General features: G+C 45.4%; 16 protein-coding genes. 15 read left to right on the top strand and 1 reads right to left on the bottom strand.

Annotation, left to right across the window (positions count from 1 at the left end; translation table 11 throughout):
* Nucleotides 1–593: 593 nt before the first annotated feature.
* The 8 genes from OXH00_21770 (at nt 594) to OXH00_21735 (ending at nt 5,493) form a co-directional block, all read left to right on the top strand.
* On the top strand, nt 594–1,217 hold the full coding sequence (locus OXH00_21770; GenBank protein ID MCY3743651.1) for an AAA family ATPase: 624 nt from the start codon (nt 594–596) through the stop codon (nt 1,215–1,217).
* 1 nt (nt 1,218) lies between these two features.
* Nucleotides 1,219–1,491: a hypothetical protein gene (locus OXH00_21765; GenBank protein ID MCY3743650.1), complete on the top strand. Its 273-nt coding sequence runs from the start codon at nt 1,219–1,221 to the stop codon at nt 1,489–1,491.
* An 11-nt stretch (nt 1,492–1,502) separates the two neighbouring features.
* Complete coding sequence (locus tag OXH00_21760; protein ID MCY3743649.1) at nt 1,503–1,805, top strand: hypothetical protein; 303 nt, start codon at nt 1,503–1,505, stop codon at nt 1,803–1,805.
* A 492-nt stretch (nt 1,806–2,297) separates the two neighbouring features.
* Entirely contained in the window at nt 2,298–2,573 is a 276-nt protein-coding gene (locus OXH00_21755) for a hypothetical protein (protein MCY3743648.1), read from the top strand.
* A complete protein-coding gene (locus tag OXH00_21750) occupies nt 2,573–2,866 on the top strand; it encodes a hypothetical protein (protein MCY3743647.1) in 294 nt (97 codons plus the stop codon). Before OXH00_21755 ends, OXH00_21750 begins: the two co-directional genes overlap by 1 nt.
* Nucleotides 2,867–3,590: 724 nt before the next feature.
* The gene (locus OXH00_21745) at nt 3,591–4,064 is read left to right on the top strand and encodes a hypothetical protein (protein MCY3743646.1); all 474 of its coding nucleotides are present in this window, start codon (nt 3,591–3,593) and stop codon (nt 4,062–4,064) included.
* A 28-nt stretch (nt 4,065–4,092) separates the two neighbouring features.
* Entirely contained in the window at nt 4,093–4,431 is a 339-nt protein-coding gene (locus OXH00_21740; GenBank protein ID MCY3743645.1) for a hypothetical protein, read from the top strand.
* An 84-nt stretch (nt 4,432–4,515) separates the two neighbouring features.
* The gene (locus tag OXH00_21735) at nt 4,516–5,493 is read left to right on the top strand and encodes a hypothetical protein (GenBank protein ID MCY3743644.1); all 978 of its coding nucleotides are present in this window, start codon (nt 4,516–4,518) and stop codon (nt 5,491–5,493) included.
* Nucleotides 5,494–5,596: 103 nt separating this feature from the next.
* On the opposite strand, the gene OXH00_21730 is transcribed toward OXH00_21735, so the two are convergent.
* Nucleotides 5,597–5,767 carry a hypothetical protein gene (locus OXH00_21730; protein ID MCY3743643.1) on the bottom strand — a complete coding sequence of 57 codons (171 nt, stop codon included), beginning with the start codon at nt 5,765–5,767 and terminating at the stop codon, nt 5,597–5,599.
* Between the two features lie 252 nt (nt 5,768–6,019).
* On the opposite strand from OXH00_21730, the gene OXH00_21725 reads away from it, so the two are divergent.
* The 7 genes from OXH00_21725 to OXH00_21695 all read left to right on the top strand — a co-directional run bounded on the left by OXH00_21725 (nt 6,020) and on the right by OXH00_21695 (nt 15,811).
* Nucleotides 6,020–6,568: a hypothetical protein gene (locus OXH00_21725; protein MCY3743642.1), complete on the top strand. Its 549-nt coding sequence runs from the start codon at nt 6,020–6,022 to the stop codon at nt 6,566–6,568.
* A gap of 35 nt (nt 6,569–6,603) precedes the next feature.
* Nucleotides 6,604–7,527 (top strand): tyrosine-type recombinase/integrase, encoded by a 924-nt coding sequence (locus OXH00_21720; protein ID MCY3743641.1) that lies wholly within the window; start codon nt 6,604–6,606, stop codon nt 7,525–7,527.
* Nucleotides 7,528–8,473: 946 nt separating this feature from the next.
* Nucleotides 8,474–10,474, top strand: a complete 2,001-nt coding sequence (locus tag OXH00_21715; protein ID MCY3743640.1) for a leucine-rich repeat domain-containing protein — start codon at nt 8,474–8,476, stop codon at nt 10,472–10,474.
* A gap of 34 nt (nt 10,475–10,508) precedes the next feature.
* Complete coding sequence (locus OXH00_21710; GenBank protein MCY3743639.1) at nt 10,509–12,527, top strand: leucine-rich repeat domain-containing protein; 2,019 nt, start codon at nt 10,509–10,511, stop codon at nt 12,525–12,527.
* Nucleotides 12,528–12,564: 37 nt separating this feature from the next.
* The gene (locus OXH00_21705; GenBank protein MCY3743638.1) at nt 12,565–14,019 is read left to right on the top strand and encodes a dockerin type I domain-containing protein; all 1,455 of its coding nucleotides are present in this window, start codon (nt 12,565–12,567) and stop codon (nt 14,017–14,019) included.
* Nucleotides 14,016–15,548, top strand: a complete 1,533-nt coding sequence (locus OXH00_21700; protein ID MCY3743637.1) for a dockerin type I domain-containing protein — start codon at nt 14,016–14,018, stop codon at nt 15,546–15,548. The genes OXH00_21705 and OXH00_21700 overlap by 4 nt, the downstream gene beginning before the upstream one ends.
* Nucleotides 15,549–15,661: 113 nt before the next feature.
* Nucleotides 15,662–15,811, top strand: coding sequence for a hypothetical protein (locus OXH00_21695; protein MCY3743636.1), 150 nt, complete (start codon nt 15,662–15,664; stop codon nt 15,809–15,811).
* Nucleotides 15,812–16,079: the final 268 nt, after the last annotated feature.

Below are 16,079 nucleotides of genomic sequence, written 5' to 3'. Positions count from 1 at the left end.
CACACATTTTATTCCCCATAAACACACATTTTATTCCCCATAAACACACATTTTAAAATCCAAGATCTCAGGTATAGTGCGGGTTCTTGGCATCCTTAAACATTTTAAAAGGTATATATTAAAATAGTTAAAACAACATACTATAGTACACATTCAAAGAAGGAAACAATCTTTGGTTTCTGTTGTTTCTCCCCAAAAAATTAAAAAAGCGAAACCCCTTAACGCTATTAGATCAATTGACAGACAAAAACTTTACAACTACCCTCCGAGAAGTCATAGATATTGTAAGTCACTGACAAACGCCGTTTTAGTAGGATCAAACGGGACGGACTCGTCATACGGAATACAAGCATGCCGGCATTTCGAGAGATACCATACTCTGGGTGCTGGCAAACCTTGCTTACAAATATATGGAGGAATTAGACGCATCTAAGGGAATTCTGTGAAACCTGATTTGAACTCTGACGTTTTATCTCTGTAATTATTGCTGGCATGATGGCACGCTGGTTTGATGGCGTGATGGAATAGTGGTTTGCTGTCACACTGGCGTGATGGTTTGCTGGCATGCTGGCATGTATACATGGAGGTGCTTTATGAAGACGTTGGCGATTTTGAGCCGGAAGGGTGGAAGTGGAAAAAGCACTTTTGCGGTGCATCTCGCGGTTGCCGCGGAGAAGGATGGACATACGACTGCACTGATTGATCTGGATCCGCAGGCTTCGGCAGTAAAGTGGAGCCGCCGCCGCGAGGGTGATTCGCCTGTTGTTATTTCGGCACACTCGACGTTGCTGAATGAGGTTTTAGAGACTGCCGAGGAAGGCGGTGTGTCTTTATGTATTTTGGATACGTCTCCACATTCGGAGTCGGCGGCTCTTGATGCGGCGAAGGTGGCAGATCTGGCAGTGATCCCGTCACGACCTGCGATTTTTGATTTAGAGGCTGTCGGTGATACAATCCAGATCGCGGATATGGCGAAGGTGCCGGTCCGAGTTGTGTTGAATGGAGTGAAGCCGTCGGGGAGTGCTGCTATCAAGGCGAAAAAGGCGTTGGAAATTTATGATGTGCCGTGCGCACCATGCACGCTTGGGGATCGGGTGGCTTTCTCTCACTCGGTTGTCGATGGTGTAACGGCTCAGGAATACGAACCGACGGGTAAGGCAAGTAGAGAGGTTGGTGCCTTATACTCGTATTTATTAAGAGAATTGGAGGGTGTGTAGTATGGCAGGTCCAAAAACAGATTTAAAAGATGCTTTAGAACAGAGTGGTGGGAAGTTGCCTGTTCCAGAATCTAAGAAAAACCGATCGGTTCCTGTGGAACGTCAACAGAGTCCGTCTCGGGCTGGAAAAAAACCTGTAACAGTGCATTATGATAAGAACGCACATTTGCAGTTGAAAATTTTGGCTGCGGAAAAAGAAACGTCGATTCAGGCACTGCACGAAGAGGCTTTAAATGACTTGTTTGTGAAAAACGGTAAGCCGCCGATTGCTTAGGAGGTGGATGCGTGAATGCTAATGTTAATCCTAAGACGATTTTTACTGGTGACAATCTCCCTATCATGCGCGGAATGAATAGCGAAGCGGTTGACTTGACATACTTAGATCCACCGTTTAATAGTAGTGCAGATTATGCTGCATCGATTGGCTTTGCAGCTGCCGGTGCAGCATTTAAGGATACGTGGACACTTAATGATGTTGACATTGTTTGGCTTGATCTTATTGAGGTAAAGCATCCAACTCTGAACCGAGTCATCCATGCCTCTATGACGAATAGTGATAAATCGTCCCTCATTTACATGGAGGTTTGACTACCGGAAATGAGGCGTATTCTCAAGCCTACAGAGTCTCCAGTTTGAGAGATAATGACGAACCCAACGCAGCAGAGATTGTGAAAATCTCATAATTTTGCACAATTTGCACAATATCGCACTGTTCCGTGACCACATAAGCGGTTTATGGATCGGTTTAGCGAGCAGTGGCGATCCTCCTGCGCTCAGATGGACTTTGAAAAATGAGTTTTGTTTGCTGGGAAAGAGAATTTGCAATTTGTTTGTTTTTGTGGTAGACTTTATACAGCTTGGCGGATAGGAGTATCATCTCGGCGCACCTCAGCGTCGAGTCCTATCCAACTTGGTGATACGGGTTGAATGTCAGTTGCCAAGGGAAACCTTGTTAAATCTATTTTTTTTATGACTGGGCACTGCCGACGTGTGCTTGGTTAATTACTCTTTTACATTTTGGGTGGGCTCTGTGCCATCCCTTTTCATGAATTCATGGATTAATTCATTAAGGATGGAATAATGACAATCAAGTTTTTAGATCGAAACAGTTCTCAAAGTGTTGCAAGTGCACCGGACGACGCACAATTTAGTTTAAGAAGTAGAAGTGATTCGGACTCGTATACAGTTATCGCTGAATACAAGGAGCAGGGGACAAAATCAATGGTAAATGCTGTAACGATTTTTTCTGGCTCTTTGGACCAAGCCACTGCTAATAAGTGTATTGATAAGATATATGAGCATCTACTTGCAAAGGAAACCTTCTGTGATTTGACGGGAATTCAGGGAGAGGAGTAATGTTTATTAAAACTGAAGACAACAAAATCATAAACCTTAATCACTACCGCAGTGTTGAAGTGTGCAAATTGCGTGATGGTTATGTTCTCAGGGCACTCCTGGCTGTAGGCTTTGAAAATAGAACCAAATATGATGACATTGCTGCATTTGATGACGAAGAAGCAGCGACTAAGGCACTTGATCATCTTTTCGGACTAATCTTTAATGAGAAAACGGCATGTAATCTCAAAGATTTCGGAAATGGTATGGAATCAATACCAATCGTGGCGAGCATAGTTGGACGCAAAGGTTAATATGAAAGAGACGATAGTTGAGCAGGAGGTTAGGAGATATTTCACTGACCGATTCCCGCAATTTTCTGTATCACAGCAATGTGAAATCCGGTTCAGCTCAAGAAAACGGGGCATTACAGATATTGTTCTGCATCAGCTTGTCAATGGAGAAAACGGGTATTTTGTTGCTATTGCGGAGTGCAAAACGCGTCCGCTTCTAGTCAATTGCTTCTTCGCTCGCGCACAGTTGAAAAGTTTTTGAGTGCTACCAATACACGCTATGGGCTGCTCGCTATTGGCACAGATCCGAGAGACTGGGAGTTTTGTGAAAATAAATCTAATAATTGGTTTGCCTCGATCGAGCAAGCCGATTTTGAATCAGGTATTGATAATTGGAAGCCTGTCTCAGTTGACGCTTTGACTGTAAGCCTACAGCCTACAGCGCGAACAGAAAGCAACACGCTGGTGGAAACAGGTTGCGTTTGCTCTTTTCGTTGCGTTTCTTATTTCTTGTGCGTCTATTGCTCTCTTATGGCAGAAACCTCTACCTGAGTCTGTTGTCTATATCACGCGGACGGGGAAAAAGTGTCATACTTACGATTGTAGTTTTTTAAAGCAGTATGAAATCAAAGATAAATTTGCAATCTTAACTTAATAAAGCCAGGAAGGATTATGATCCTTGTGGGATTTGTAATCCTGAGCGGTAAGGGTTGTTTTATCACATGGATTTTGAGAGGAAAGTGTTATGGCACAGCAGAGTACATATGGTGAAATTGAGGAAAGAATAGGTCGTCTCCAAGGACAAGTAGAAGCGTTTAATACGCGAGTGGAAGGAGTTGGTGAGGATGTTAATAATGTTGAATCGCGTTTGGGTGATCGGATTCAAGGGGTCAAAGGGGACCTTGAGGGCGACATCCAGAATATCAAGACCGATCTAAAAGGGGACATTCAAGGGGTCAAGACAGACCTTGAGGGCGACATTCAGAATATCAAGACCGATCTAAAAGGGGACATTCAAGGGGTCAAAGGGGACCTTGAGGGCGACATTCAGAATATCAAGACCGATCTAAAAGAGGACATTCAAGGGGTCAAGACAGACTCCAAGGACAGACAAAAATTCTTGATGTGGTTCATAGGCATAATTGTTGTAGCTGGAGGTATTTTTGTTAATTTTATAACCCCTTTCCTTGTTCAGTTATTTACAGGATCTACACCATAAAGATTTTTGTTTCCAAAGGAGATGAGAAATGTCAAAAGAGGAACAACGGTTGGAAACATATACACCTACGCGTTTGGAATGGCTTTGTGTCTATTTAAATAGTCTTTTACCCAGCACGATACTACAAATCAACGGTTTTCATTCTATGTTTATGATCGACAATGCTCAGAAGGATATAGAGTTACACATCAGACATTATTCTCATATGGATGAAGATTTCATAAATGATTATGTTGAAAACGCAAAAGGATTGGCAACATCAATAATTGATTCCTACGAATGGGATTCATATATTAAAGTTGATGTCCGCATTACTAAAATAGATAGGGAAAAACAGTATGAGAAAGACTATTCTCCTGATGAGTAAAGTGCCTTCCAACACTTAATTAGCAGTTACTAACCAGCGATTTTCGTTCGCAAAGGAAAGCGTATTGATTTGAGGAGTAATATATTGAAAAAAGAAAAAATCTTTTATGATGCCGTATATCATCGAATTGATTCAACTGATAGTGATGTTTTCTATGTCGAAGAGATGGAAAATACATCCGATTTATGCAGATATATGGATTTAATTGAACTTATATATCTTATTCAAGATGGTATATTGGAATTCAAGCAGTTGGCATTATTTGATGATCCGAACGAAAACAGAATATTTTTAGGTGACGAAACTGCCAAAGATTACTATGAAAAAAACGAAGCAGAAATAGACATTTCCTTTGAGGAGTTTTTGAAAAACGTCAAAAGTCTATCGACAATAGAGTGTCTAAAGATATATGCCTTCTGCTTTACATTAAATTATGATGACCAATATATGTGGGATCACTACACAAGTAAGCACGTCATGGTGAGAGTCAAAAATATAAAATCTCTCGCCAGAAGTTTTAAAGTTGATAACAAGCCGAACCCAAAAATATTCATTGAAAAAATTGAATATATTGATGGGAAAAATCTCCGGCAAGCTAAAGCAAAGCTTAACGGGTATTTCAAGCACCCTCACTTAACTGCCTTTATAAAAGACGAAGCCTATGAGAAAGAACGTGAAATACGCGCTATATGTCGAGTGGATACGATTTATGAAGGGGTAAAAAACCTAAATCCCGTAATAGCATCAGCCCTACCGCCTGTACTAAAAATAAACGCGAATCCTAATATATTCATAAAAGAAATAATTCTATCACCATACTTACCGGAATCAAATCAGAAAGTGATTCGGGATGTGATAAAGTCTTTGTCCCCTCATTTAAAAGTATCTCAAAGCCGAGTAGAATCTACACCTGGTCTACATAAAAAAATACTTCAAGAGATTGACTTTTCAGACGCTCCACATCCTGAAATAAAAGAACTTGGGACCTATAGACAAATCATAATAAATGATGATGGTACTTTTGAAATCGAAATGGTTCCGGAAGAAACATCAGCTTCTTGACAGTTGTTTTGGTGATAAGTTCGTGACGATTTCTCCTAACTCCACTTCGAGTCTAATTTTTCCTATCTACTACTCCTTTTATCTCTGAGATACCCACGTTTTTTTAGTCCATCGTAGATGCATTGTTCAATGAAGTTGAGGGTGTTACCCCTTCAATGGATAGGACGCTCTGGATTTCGGGCATGCTGTCGATTTTCAGGACCCTCTTGATGATGAATTTGGCGACGGCAGCACCTCTTGGGGCGATGCCGTGCTTTTTGCCGAAGGTGAGCATCTTGCTGTGTCTGACGGTAGGATGTTTGATGTCTCTGTGAGTCTGGGGGATCGCGATAAAGGAGTCTCAACTTCCACCAGTTTAAAACATTTCAGGTGCACCAAAGTTGTATCCTCCCTACTTTGATAGCGTTATATAATTACACTTATATAATGCTATCAACACTTTGGAACATTAACATACTTCCACCCTGAAGGGCAAGGTTTTAGAATCAAAAACTTGATAAAAACTGCTAACTACAAGGAGCCCATAATGATAAATGTAGGTGAACAACTTGTATCTTCATACTTACGCTATATTCGACATTGCGATTTCACCCAAACGAGCCTATACACTATTCAATCTCAAGGTGATATTGACGTTGTTGGACTGAATCGGACTGATCAGCGGGCTTATATTTGCGAGGTCGCTATTCATTTAACGGGATCAGGAATTCAGTACACAAAAAATGGAAAGGTCAATAATGTGGATAAATTGACAGAGAAATTCTGCAAAGATATTGAATACGCTGAAGAATACCTAAGTGAATATGATAAGCATTTCATGCTTTGGAGTCCAATTGTTAAGGGCGCGCGCATGCCACATATCGAAGAGGTTAAAGAAAACATTATGAATTGGTGTAAAATCGAAATTGAGCTTGTGGTTAACGAGAAGTTTCAAGAGTGTCTAACTGAACTGAGAGATTATGCGAAAAGTCAGACAAGGGTACTTCAATGTCCCCTACTGCGGCTGATGCAAATAGAAGAAGTTGTAAATAAGTATGTAACAACGCTAAGTGATAAATCAAGGGCCCAATCCTAAGTTATACAACGCTATCAATACCCTGGAGAAGGTCAATGAGTGTGATCGTCAACGCTGATCCTAACACCACAATCTTACAACTCCCCGAAGAAATCGGATCCCTAATCAAAGTTTCCATCTCGGAAAACACGCTGAAAGCCTATCAGCGCGCGCTACACAATTTAGAGACATGGCTATCAAGTCGAACTCTATCCGATGCGCTGTTAGCCGAATACATCACTGAATTACACAATACAGGGAAAACCCCCGCGACAATCGGACAAGCCGTTGCTGCTGTCAAGTGGCAACTCAAACATCAATGGCAAGAAATCATCAACTTTCCTATTACACACGCAACGTTGGCAGGTATCCGTAGAGAAGGCAAGGATAGAGGACGCGGACAGGTCAATGGTCTAATTTGGCAGGACGTGGAAAGGATCTGTGTCTATGCGGAAACCGAAAGCACGATTGCAGGCTTACGGGATGCAGCAATGATACGCCTCATGAGCGATTGTCTGTTGCGGATATCTGAAGTTGTTACGGTCAACGTTGGGGACCTCAAAGAAAAGACGCTCGCACTCCGATCGTCAAAAACTGATCAGGAGGGCACCGGCGAAAGTCTCTATGTCTGTGACGCAACACGAAACGTGTTAGATCGGTACCGCGAACGATCTGGCATTACAGACGGTGCTATTTTCCGACACATTCGCCGCGGTGACCACATCCAGTCGGATCGGCTCACCGCCCACTCCGCACGCCGCATTATCAAAAAGCGGGCTGCTGATGCCGGTGTAGAAGGTTTTATCTCCGGGCATTCCCTTCGCGTCGGATCTGCTGTCTCCCTCGCGCAAGCCGGGGCGACCGTCGTCGATATGCAAGTCGCAGGACGCTGGAAATCCTCACAAATGCCAGCACACTACGCAAAAGCAGAACTCGCTGAACGCGGCGCAATCGCAAGATTCAAGGATGGCAAGCGATAAGTGGAGGATAGTGGAAATAACTAAGTTAGTGCAATCGCCTATTATTTTTGCGGTGCCCATTTAAATATTCATGGCAGCGGTGTCTCGGCCACGGTTTGCCCAACGCCTCAAAGAAAACACGAGACCCGTGTTCGTTCTTACAATAAAAAACATCTTTGCCACAATAGGGGCAGTGGGTTGGTATAGTCTTCAAGCGAGCACGTCTTAACCACTTTATGGTAGAACACCTTCTTGCCACAGTAGCCACACCGACGTTTCTGCGTTATACGTTCGGGGTTGTTCTGACAGTTTTTCCTGTTGTATCTGCTGTAAAACATTATTGTCTCCTTATTTGGCAGACAGCCACACCGTCGCCCATCCGCCGAATTTAAATAAAAAAGTCCGCTGTGGCTTACGCTTACCGGCAATCTCTAACTCGAAATTGGAATAAAATAGCAACCCAATCGGCTGCTAATGTTTCCTACCTGATAATTCTCATTTTCTTAATAACTCCTAGATCTGAGATATGGTATTAGGAACATTACCATTTTTTAGATAGACTGTAAACCGTTTGAGCTGTAAACTGTTGAACTGTAAAGTAAATGTTGGAACGTGAATTGAATAAAAAAGTCCGCTGTGGCTTACACTTACGGGTAATAACATTAAATTTTTCACCTGGCAACTCTCTATTTTCACGCTTTGGTCCCAGGTATGGAAATTTATTTTTTCTTCAGCCTGGTGCATGAAAAGTTGAATTTCTTTCTCTATAGTATGTTAATTTTTTCAAAATAAATCAAAACCAGCTTTTTTTATACCAAATTACTGCATTTTTTCCGAATTTTCATCAAAAATAGCAAAAAATTCTCAAAAAAGTCGAGAAAACGGCAAAAACACTCCATTCTTGCATATACTATAACCCCCAAAAAAGAAATGGAAAATGTCTTTAAAAGCAGAAAGGAGCAGGTAGATGAGAATTCCCCCGCTTTGTCGCTTATTCATTTTTCTTATAGCCCTATGGGGTTATTACGCACCACACGTCGCGCTTGCCCAAGAGGGTTGGATGCCGGATCCGCAGCTCCGGCTTGCTGTTAGAGAAGCCCTCGGTTTACGAACCGATGAACCTTTCACACCCGATGATCTGCTACAACTCCATAGACTTGATCCCTATAAATATAGGGTGAAAAGTCTAAAAGGTCTCGAACACGCGAAGAATCTCACCTGGTTCTCGTTTGCTGGCAACGATGTTTCCGATGTCTCACCACTCGCGACACTCACCAAACTTGAGGTACTCTTCGGTTGGTCGAACAAAAAACTCTCCGATATTTCGTCTTTAGTCAACCTGACGCGACTGAAAAAACTCAATTTATCCGGTTGTCATATCGAGGACATCTCTGTGGTTGGTAATTTTCGGCGATTGGAGCGATTGGTTCTCAGCCGTAACAAGATTTCGGACATCACACCGCTGGCGAACCTCACACGTCTCATTGAATTGTTCCTGCGTAAGAATTTGATTGTTGATGTCAGTCCACTGGCGAACTTAGATCGCTTAGAGAGACTTCATATTGACAATAACTGGATTTCAGATTTCTCGCCACTTGATGGATTGACGTTGACGGAATTCATCTACGATGCGGGGTGTCGCATTGAGGCGGTACCCGTTGATGAGAGGATCGCAAATCGAACTTACCCCTCTTTTTTCCAACCTTGGTCAGATATAACGAATCTCCCCGAACTCTCACCGGCAGAACGCATCGCGCTGCATGATTTGTATCTCGGTGGGACCTTTAAACTCCATTTCCTTGATACAGATACCGGTTTTCAGTTAGTTGGCGATCTTCAGGCATCGAAACTCGAGCGATATGTCTTAAGCGAAGTGAACCCGAAAATGGTTGTTATCCTGCCAATCGGCATGCGCGACAGATTCCCCGATGAGTATCCTGAAGATTGGCCGTATTGGATCCGAGATGCAGATGGCAACCGTGTCCGTTCAGGGGAGAGTGGGGCATTTTTTACAGACTTCACGCATCCGGGTATGCAAGACATCATTGTTGAGCAGGCAATCGCTGCGCGTCAATGTGGGCTCTACGACGGGATTTTTTTTGATTGGTGGAATGAGAGGGGGCCTGTGCTTTACAGTGATTTTTCCCCGATACCGCACCAGACAAATGAAGTCGAGCAACGCGCACGCGATATAATTATCCGACGCGTTCGCGAAGCCGTCGGTGAGAATTTTCTCATCATGGTCAATTCTAACCGTCGGAAACCCGAACGTGCTGCACCTTACATCAACGGGCTTTTCATGGAAACCGGTCTTGATTCCCCGAGTGGCTATACACATAAAGGACTTCAGCGGATCGAAGAGACGCTGCTCTGGGCAGAAGTAACGCTCCGAGAATCTCGCATCAACTGCTTGGAAGGTGAGGGACTCGCGACGCAATCGCCAGAGAGCCCCGATAACCTACGAAACATGCGGCTGATGATAACACTCAGCCTGACGCATTCTGATGGCTATGTGAGCTACAATTATGGCGAGCGACCGAATGATCCGATCTTACCGGCTCACGGACAGATCTGGACAGATTTTTGGGATACCGAACTCGGTCGTCCGATCGGGCCCCGCGCCGAAACCTATCGAAACATCGACGGCTTGTTTATCCGGGAATTTGACAATGGGTGGGCCGTCTATAACCGCTCCGGTCTACCGCAAACCATCAGTTTGCCCGTTGAAACGACGGGTGTCGCGAGTCAACTTCTCGGCAGACAGCACACGATCCCTGATCTCGATGGCGAAATCTACTTGAAAGCTGGCGAGGTTGAAAACCGTGCCGATCTTAACGGCGACGGCACGGTGAATATCCTTGATTTAGTCATTGTTGCCAACGGCTTAGGTTCGGATACCCCAGATCTCAACGGCGATGGCACCGTGAATATTTTGGATCTCGTGATCGTCGCGAACGCTTTTGAATAGAGACACGCAAACAGAGTGTAAGGAGACGTACTTTATGAAAAGAATCTTATCGCTACGAAAAAATTGTCCGACGAAGTCACTTCGTGAGACGCTTTTCCTCTGTTTCTGTTTTCTGATCGTTTTTCAGATTGCTGAAGCACAGCACTGGATGCCGGATGCCAATTTGCGGCACGCCGTCCGCGCGGCACTTCAACACCCCGAAGACCAGCCACTCACCCGAAATGACTTACTTCACCTCGAACATCTTGATCTCTATCAGCTGAACATCAAGGATCTCACAGGTATCGAACATGCGACGAATCTGACATGGTTTTCTTTCGCTGAAAACGATGTCACTGATCTCTCACCCCTTATGACACTCCGTAAGCTTCAAACCTTATACGGCTGGTCAAACTACCAAATTGTTGACATTTCGCCGATCGCCAACTTAACGGCGTTGCGGATCCTGAATCTCTCGGTCTGTAACATCTCCAAGATCGAGGCGATCGCAGGCTTAACCGGATTAGAAAAATTGAATCTCGCTTACAATAAGATTGAAAATATTGAACCGATCGCGAACCTCAAAGAACTCAGAGAACTCTACTTGAGGGCGAACAATATCATTGATATTCGTCCATTGACGCATTTAACGAATTTGGAGGAGTTATGGATTGATAATAACCCGATCCAAGATTATCGTCCACTTCAGGCGTTGGACATCATTGAACTCGTACATGATGAGGTCTGTGATTTGCTTGATGGACTCGCGATCCCTCAGTTCCTCGAACGCATTGAGAGCCGAAACTATCCATCCGTTTTTCAGGCGTGGAGCAGTGTTCAGAATCGTCGAGAACTCTCAAATGAAGCGGGCATTGCGCTCCATGATTTATACTTCACCTGCTGTGGCGCGCTTCGGCTTGACTGGCGGCAAACCGATGAAGGTGCGAAGTTGCTCGGAAATATCGAAGAGGCACGCGCGAAACGCGAGGCGTTAGCCGCGGGGAATCCGAACCTCATTTTATTGCTCGAAATCCGTATGCGCGACGCTTTTGAGACCCCCTTTTATCACAAAGATTGGGCGTATTGGATAAGGGATGCCGCGGGTCAGCGTATACCTGTCCCAGGATACCCCGCCTATCTCATGGATTTCACGCATCAAGATGTCATTGACCTCATCGTTGAACAAGCCATTGAGACGAAACGCTGTCAAATTTTTGATGGTATTATGCTCGATTGGTGGAATGAACAGTACCCAGTGCTTCGCAATGAATGGACGCAACCGGGCTACCGCGGCGATGAAGCCGAGCAACGCGCACGCGATGAAATTATCACGCGGATTCGTGAGGCGGTCGGCGACGATTTTTTGATCCTCGTCAATACGAACAGAAGAAAACCGACGCGCGCCGCCCCGTATGTCAACGGCTTATTTATGGAGACACTCCGGGATAATGACAGCGGATACACACGCGATGGACTTATCGAGATTGAAAGCACGCTCCTGTGGGCAGAGGAGAATCTCCGAGAACCACAGATCAATTGCTTGGAAGGTTGGGGACTGCCGAGTGAACCCCCGGATTCACCGGATAACAGGCGATGGATGCGTGTCTTCACGACGATGGGGCTGACGCTTTCAGACAGCTATGTGCTTTACAATGATGGTAATAGCCATAGACACGACTGGTACGATTTTTGGGATGCCGAAATCGGTCGCCCGATCTCACAGACAGTCAAAACCTATCTCAACATCGACGGACTCTTTATCCGGGAGTTTGATCACGGGTTCGCTGTCTACAACCGCTCCGGCAGAGAACAACAGATCGAGTTCGGGGAGAATGTCTCAGGCTCCGCATCAGGTGTTGAAAACAAACGCTCGCACACGATACCGGATCTCGATGGCGAAATCTACTTGAAAGCTGGCGAGGTACGTAACCGCGCCGACCTGAATTCCGATGGCACTGTCAATATCCTTGACTTGGTGATTGTTGCCAACGCGCTCGGTGAAAACGAACCCGATCTCAACGGCGATGGAGTGGTGAACATCCTCGACCTTGTGATCGTCGCAACGGAGATGTAACGTCCCTTATCAGCACGTAATTTTCAAGGAGAGATGAATGAAAATCGTATTTTCCGTTATTATCGGCGGTTTCTTACTTCTCAGCGTTGTTTTCGCAGAAAAGCCGAGTGTCCGGGATCGGATTGCGAACCGGAGTTATCCATCAATCTTCATGGCGTGGCACGGCATTTTTAACCCACCCGAAAGAAAAACGTTTAGAGAAACGAACCAGTATCACGATTTGATGTGGTCGCCTGAAAGTCTCTTACACCTCGAACGTCAACCCGATGAGACCTTCGTCATTACCGGCGATCTTGAATTTTCTGAGACAGAATTTCAGGCCTATCGGCAAAACCCGAATATCGTGATACTCCTCGCAGTGCCCTTTATCGAGGCATCAAGTCCCGATGCCGTCTTCTTTAACGAATTCTATGATGACGACTTCCCGTGGCTCCTCGACGCATCGGGGGATCACGTCTATCTGGATCATCCGCAAATAGATTTCACCGATCCGCGGTTTCTTGCGTTGTTCAGAGCGTTAGCGGTTGCCGTCGATCAGAGCGAGTTCTACGATGGGATCTTCATTGATTATTGGGACGAAGGTGGGGTAACACTGAAAGGCTTACGGACGTTGGAAGCCGAAGTCGCTGCGCGTGTTGAGATCCTGAGCAGTGTTCGTGCCACCGTCAGTGCGGATTTTCTGATCCTTGTCAACGGGAACATGCGAAGCGCGAGTCGTGCTGCCCCTTATATCAATGGCGTTTTGCTTGAAACCTATCGAGTGGATATGTTAGACGATTACGAGTACCTTTCGATGCAATGGTTTGAAGCGAACCTGAGATGGGCCTCGGAAAATCTTCGGCACCCGCAGATCACCTGTTTCGAGGTTGAGGGTATCGGTTTGCAATACCCTTTCAGCGACGAGAATCTGCAAGATATGCGTGCCATGTTGACGCTGTCCCTGACGCACTCCGATGCCTATTTTCTTTATACGATGGGTGTCAACAGCGAAGAAGAACAGGCGCACCGACACGACGATCTTTATTATAACCCCTATAATGCGGATCATGCCAATGCGCATGCGCAAGGGCTCTTTCATCTCCACCATCACGCCCACTATTGGTACGATTTTTGGGATGCCGATCTCGGTCGTCCGATCGGTGCGAAAGCCGAAACCTATGAAAACATTGCCGGGCTGTTTATTCGCGAGTTCGATCACGGGTTCGCCGTCTACAACCGTTCGGGTAAACCCCAACACATACAGTTCCCGGAGAATGTCTCAGGCTTCGCTTCGGGTATCAAGAATAACCGCTCACACACGATACCGGATCTCGACGGCGAAATCTACTTGAAAACTATCAACCCCGCCGATCTCAACGGCGACGGCACGGTGAATATCCTCGACCTTGTGATCGTCGCGAACGCGCTTGGTAAAGATACCCCCGATCTTAACGGCGACGGCACGGTGAATATATTGGATCTCATTATTATAGCAAAGGAGATTTCTCAATGAATTGGGTAAGGCATTTTCTTCTTAGAACTATTTTCTCTGTTGTTTTCATAACAACATTCGTTTTCTATAATAAACTCGTCGTCGCAGCTGCGCTCGAATGCGAAATTTCTACACCACCAATTAAGACACGGATCCAGAATCGGGACTATCCATCCGTTTTTATGGCGTGGTATCACATTCAGAACTTACCACTGACAATTACACCTGATGAACGCATCCCTTACCACGATCTCGTCTGGGATGCGTCCTACGGCACACAGTACTTTTCGCTGTCTAATGAACTCATTGACCCGGAGAACAATTTCCATTTTGAAAAACTGAAAACGCTTCAGATGCTCGCAGCGAATCCGAACTTAATTTTTGTTGTGACACTGCCGCTGCGTTACGTCTCTGAAGACAACTATTTGCTCCAGGAACATCTTCAAGCAGACGATTTCCCCTGGCAACGCGATACCGATGGCAATAGAGTCCTTGATACCGTGCCCGGGGGTGCCGGTGATTGGGTCGATTTCACGCTCCCGAAAGCACAAGAGATGTTTCCACACCTCGCGAAAGGCTTAAAAGATTGTGGGTATGACGGCATTTTTATTGACTTTTGGCAAGAAGATCGCGATCCGATCCTGCGGCAGGGGCAAGTCGATATATTGAAGAAAATCCGGGCAGCTGTTGGCGACGATTTTTTGATCATTGCTAATACCAACGATCAAATTAACCCGAGTTCTGCGCCTTATATCAATGGTCTGATGATGGAAACCTATCGTGCGTTATCCGATAACTATAGCCACGCGGGGATGATCGGACTTGAAGAGACGTTACTCTGGGCAGCGGAAAACCTTCAAGAGCCTGTCGTCAATTGCCTTGAAGGTGAGGGGATTGGGGAGGAATCACCGATGAGTCCAGCGAATTTACAGGGGATGCGACTCATCACGACGCTATCGCTGACACACTCGAACGGTTACGTGCTCTATACAATGGGTGTTCAACATGGTGAGCCCCATACGCATGATGCAGATTATTCGGGGCCGCATTATAACCCTGAAACGGGGGATCCGCGGGCAGAAGCGCACGCTGAAGACCACGATACCTTATTTCATCATCACCATCACGAGCACTATTGGTACGATTTCTGGAACGCTGATCTCGGTAAACCGATAGGTGAAATAGGGGAGTTGTATCAAACGCCAAACGGCGTTGCTATCGATGGGCTGTTTATCCGAGAGTTTACCAATGGATGGGCGGTCTACAACCGTTCCGGTAGAGAACAGATGATCCAACTCCCGGAGAAAGTATCGGGTTTCGCATCAGGCATAGAAAACAGACGCTCGCACACACTTCGAGATCTTGACGGCGAGATTTACCTGAAACCTGTCGAGGTTCAAAACCCCGCCGATCTCAACGGCGATGGGGTCGTGAATATCCTTGACTTAGTCATTGTTGCCAATGGCTTAGGTTCGGATGCCCCGGATCTCAACGGCGACGGCAGCGTGAATATCTTGGATCTCGTCATCGTTGCGAATGCTTTTGAATAATAATCAGGATTGCTATTTCGCCACCCGAATAATAAGAAGGTCATCGTGAAAAAAACTCAGTATTAGTCGTCTGCATTCTGTTCTATGCCAGTGTCGCCCCCATTGTAGCAGAGATGCCTGAAATCGCAGCGGCGCGGATCGTAGGGGAAAACGACGCTAACGGTTTTAAGTGGAAGTGGTTTGCGACGAGCTATTGTACTGTTGCCGCCACACCGGGATTAATTGTGTTGTCAGGCTGGTTCAGCGATACCTATTTAGATTAGCCACTTGATATTACCCATCCGGCGTGTTGCATTGCGATCTACGGGGCATACACATTTACACCCACAGCGGTTGCCCTGATCGACGCACCGACACCGCCAGTTGACCGCCTCTTAGGAAAATCGCCAGACTGGGTAAATGCTTATACAAAAGCCTATAAGAAGACCATGAGAGTATATAGAGCCGATTCGAGTATAAGGGGTTGTGTGTGGGTAGCGTGGTCTTGGCAGCTACGGTTTATTCGCTTGCTCCCTATATTTGGAATGCTAC

The sequence above is a fragment of the Candidatus Poribacteria bacterium genome, from assembly GCA_026706025.1.
Classification (GTDB): Bacteria; Poribacteria; WGA-4E; order WGA-4E; family WGA-3G; genus WGA-3G.
Note: the sequence above shows the minus strand (reverse complement) of the source record. Positions and strands in the feature narration are given on the sequence as shown.

What these genes read in the sequence shown, in the direction of transcription:
- OXH00_21725 (MCY3743642.1), top strand. Translation starts at nt 6,020, where the DNA reads ATGATAAATGTAGGTGAACAACTTGTATCTTCATACTTACGCTATATT.
- OXH00_21715 (MCY3743640.1), top strand. Translation starts at nt 8,474, where the DNA reads ATGAGAATTCCCCCGCTTTGTCGCTTATTCATTTTTCTTATAGCCCTA.
- OXH00_21700 (MCY3743637.1), top strand. Translation starts at nt 14,016, where the DNA reads ATGAATTGGGTAAGGCATTTTCTTCTTAGAACTATTTTCTCTGTTGTT.
- OXH00_21720 (MCY3743641.1), top strand. Translation starts at nt 6,604, where the DNA reads ATGAGTGTGATCGTCAACGCTGATCCTAACACCACAATCTTACAACTC.
- OXH00_21740 (MCY3743645.1), top strand. Translation starts at nt 4,093, where the DNA reads ATGTCAAAAGAGGAACAACGGTTGGAAACATATACACCTACGCGTTTG.
- OXH00_21770 (MCY3743651.1), top strand. Translation starts at nt 594, where the DNA reads ATGAAGACGTTGGCGATTTTGAGCCGGAAGGGTGGAAGTGGAAAAAGC.
- OXH00_21750 (MCY3743647.1), top strand. Translation starts at nt 2,573, where the DNA reads ATGTTTATTAAAACTGAAGACAACAAAATCATAAACCTTAATCACTAC.
- OXH00_21745 (MCY3743646.1), top strand. Translation starts at nt 3,591, where the DNA reads ATGGCACAGCAGAGTACATATGGTGAAATTGAGGAAAGAATAGGTCGT.
- OXH00_21730 (MCY3743643.1), bottom strand. Translation starts at nt 5,767, where the DNA reads ATGCTCACCTTCGGCAAAAAGCACGGCATCGCCCCAAGAGGTGCTGCC.
- OXH00_21755 (MCY3743648.1), top strand. Translation starts at nt 2,298, where the DNA reads ATGACAATCAAGTTTTTAGATCGAAACAGTTCTCAAAGTGTTGCAAGT.
- OXH00_21705 (MCY3743638.1), top strand. Translation starts at nt 12,565, where the DNA reads ATGAAAATCGTATTTTCCGTTATTATCGGCGGTTTCTTACTTCTCAGC.
- OXH00_21695 (MCY3743636.1), top strand. Translation starts at nt 15,662, where the DNA reads ATGCCTGAAATCGCAGCGGCGCGGATCGTAGGGGAAAACGACGCTAAC.
- OXH00_21710 (MCY3743639.1), top strand. Translation starts at nt 10,509, where the DNA reads ATGAAAAGAATCTTATCGCTACGAAAAAATTGTCCGACGAAGTCACTT.
- OXH00_21765 (MCY3743650.1), top strand. Translation starts at nt 1,219, where the DNA reads ATGGCAGGTCCAAAAACAGATTTAAAAGATGCTTTAGAACAGAGTGGT.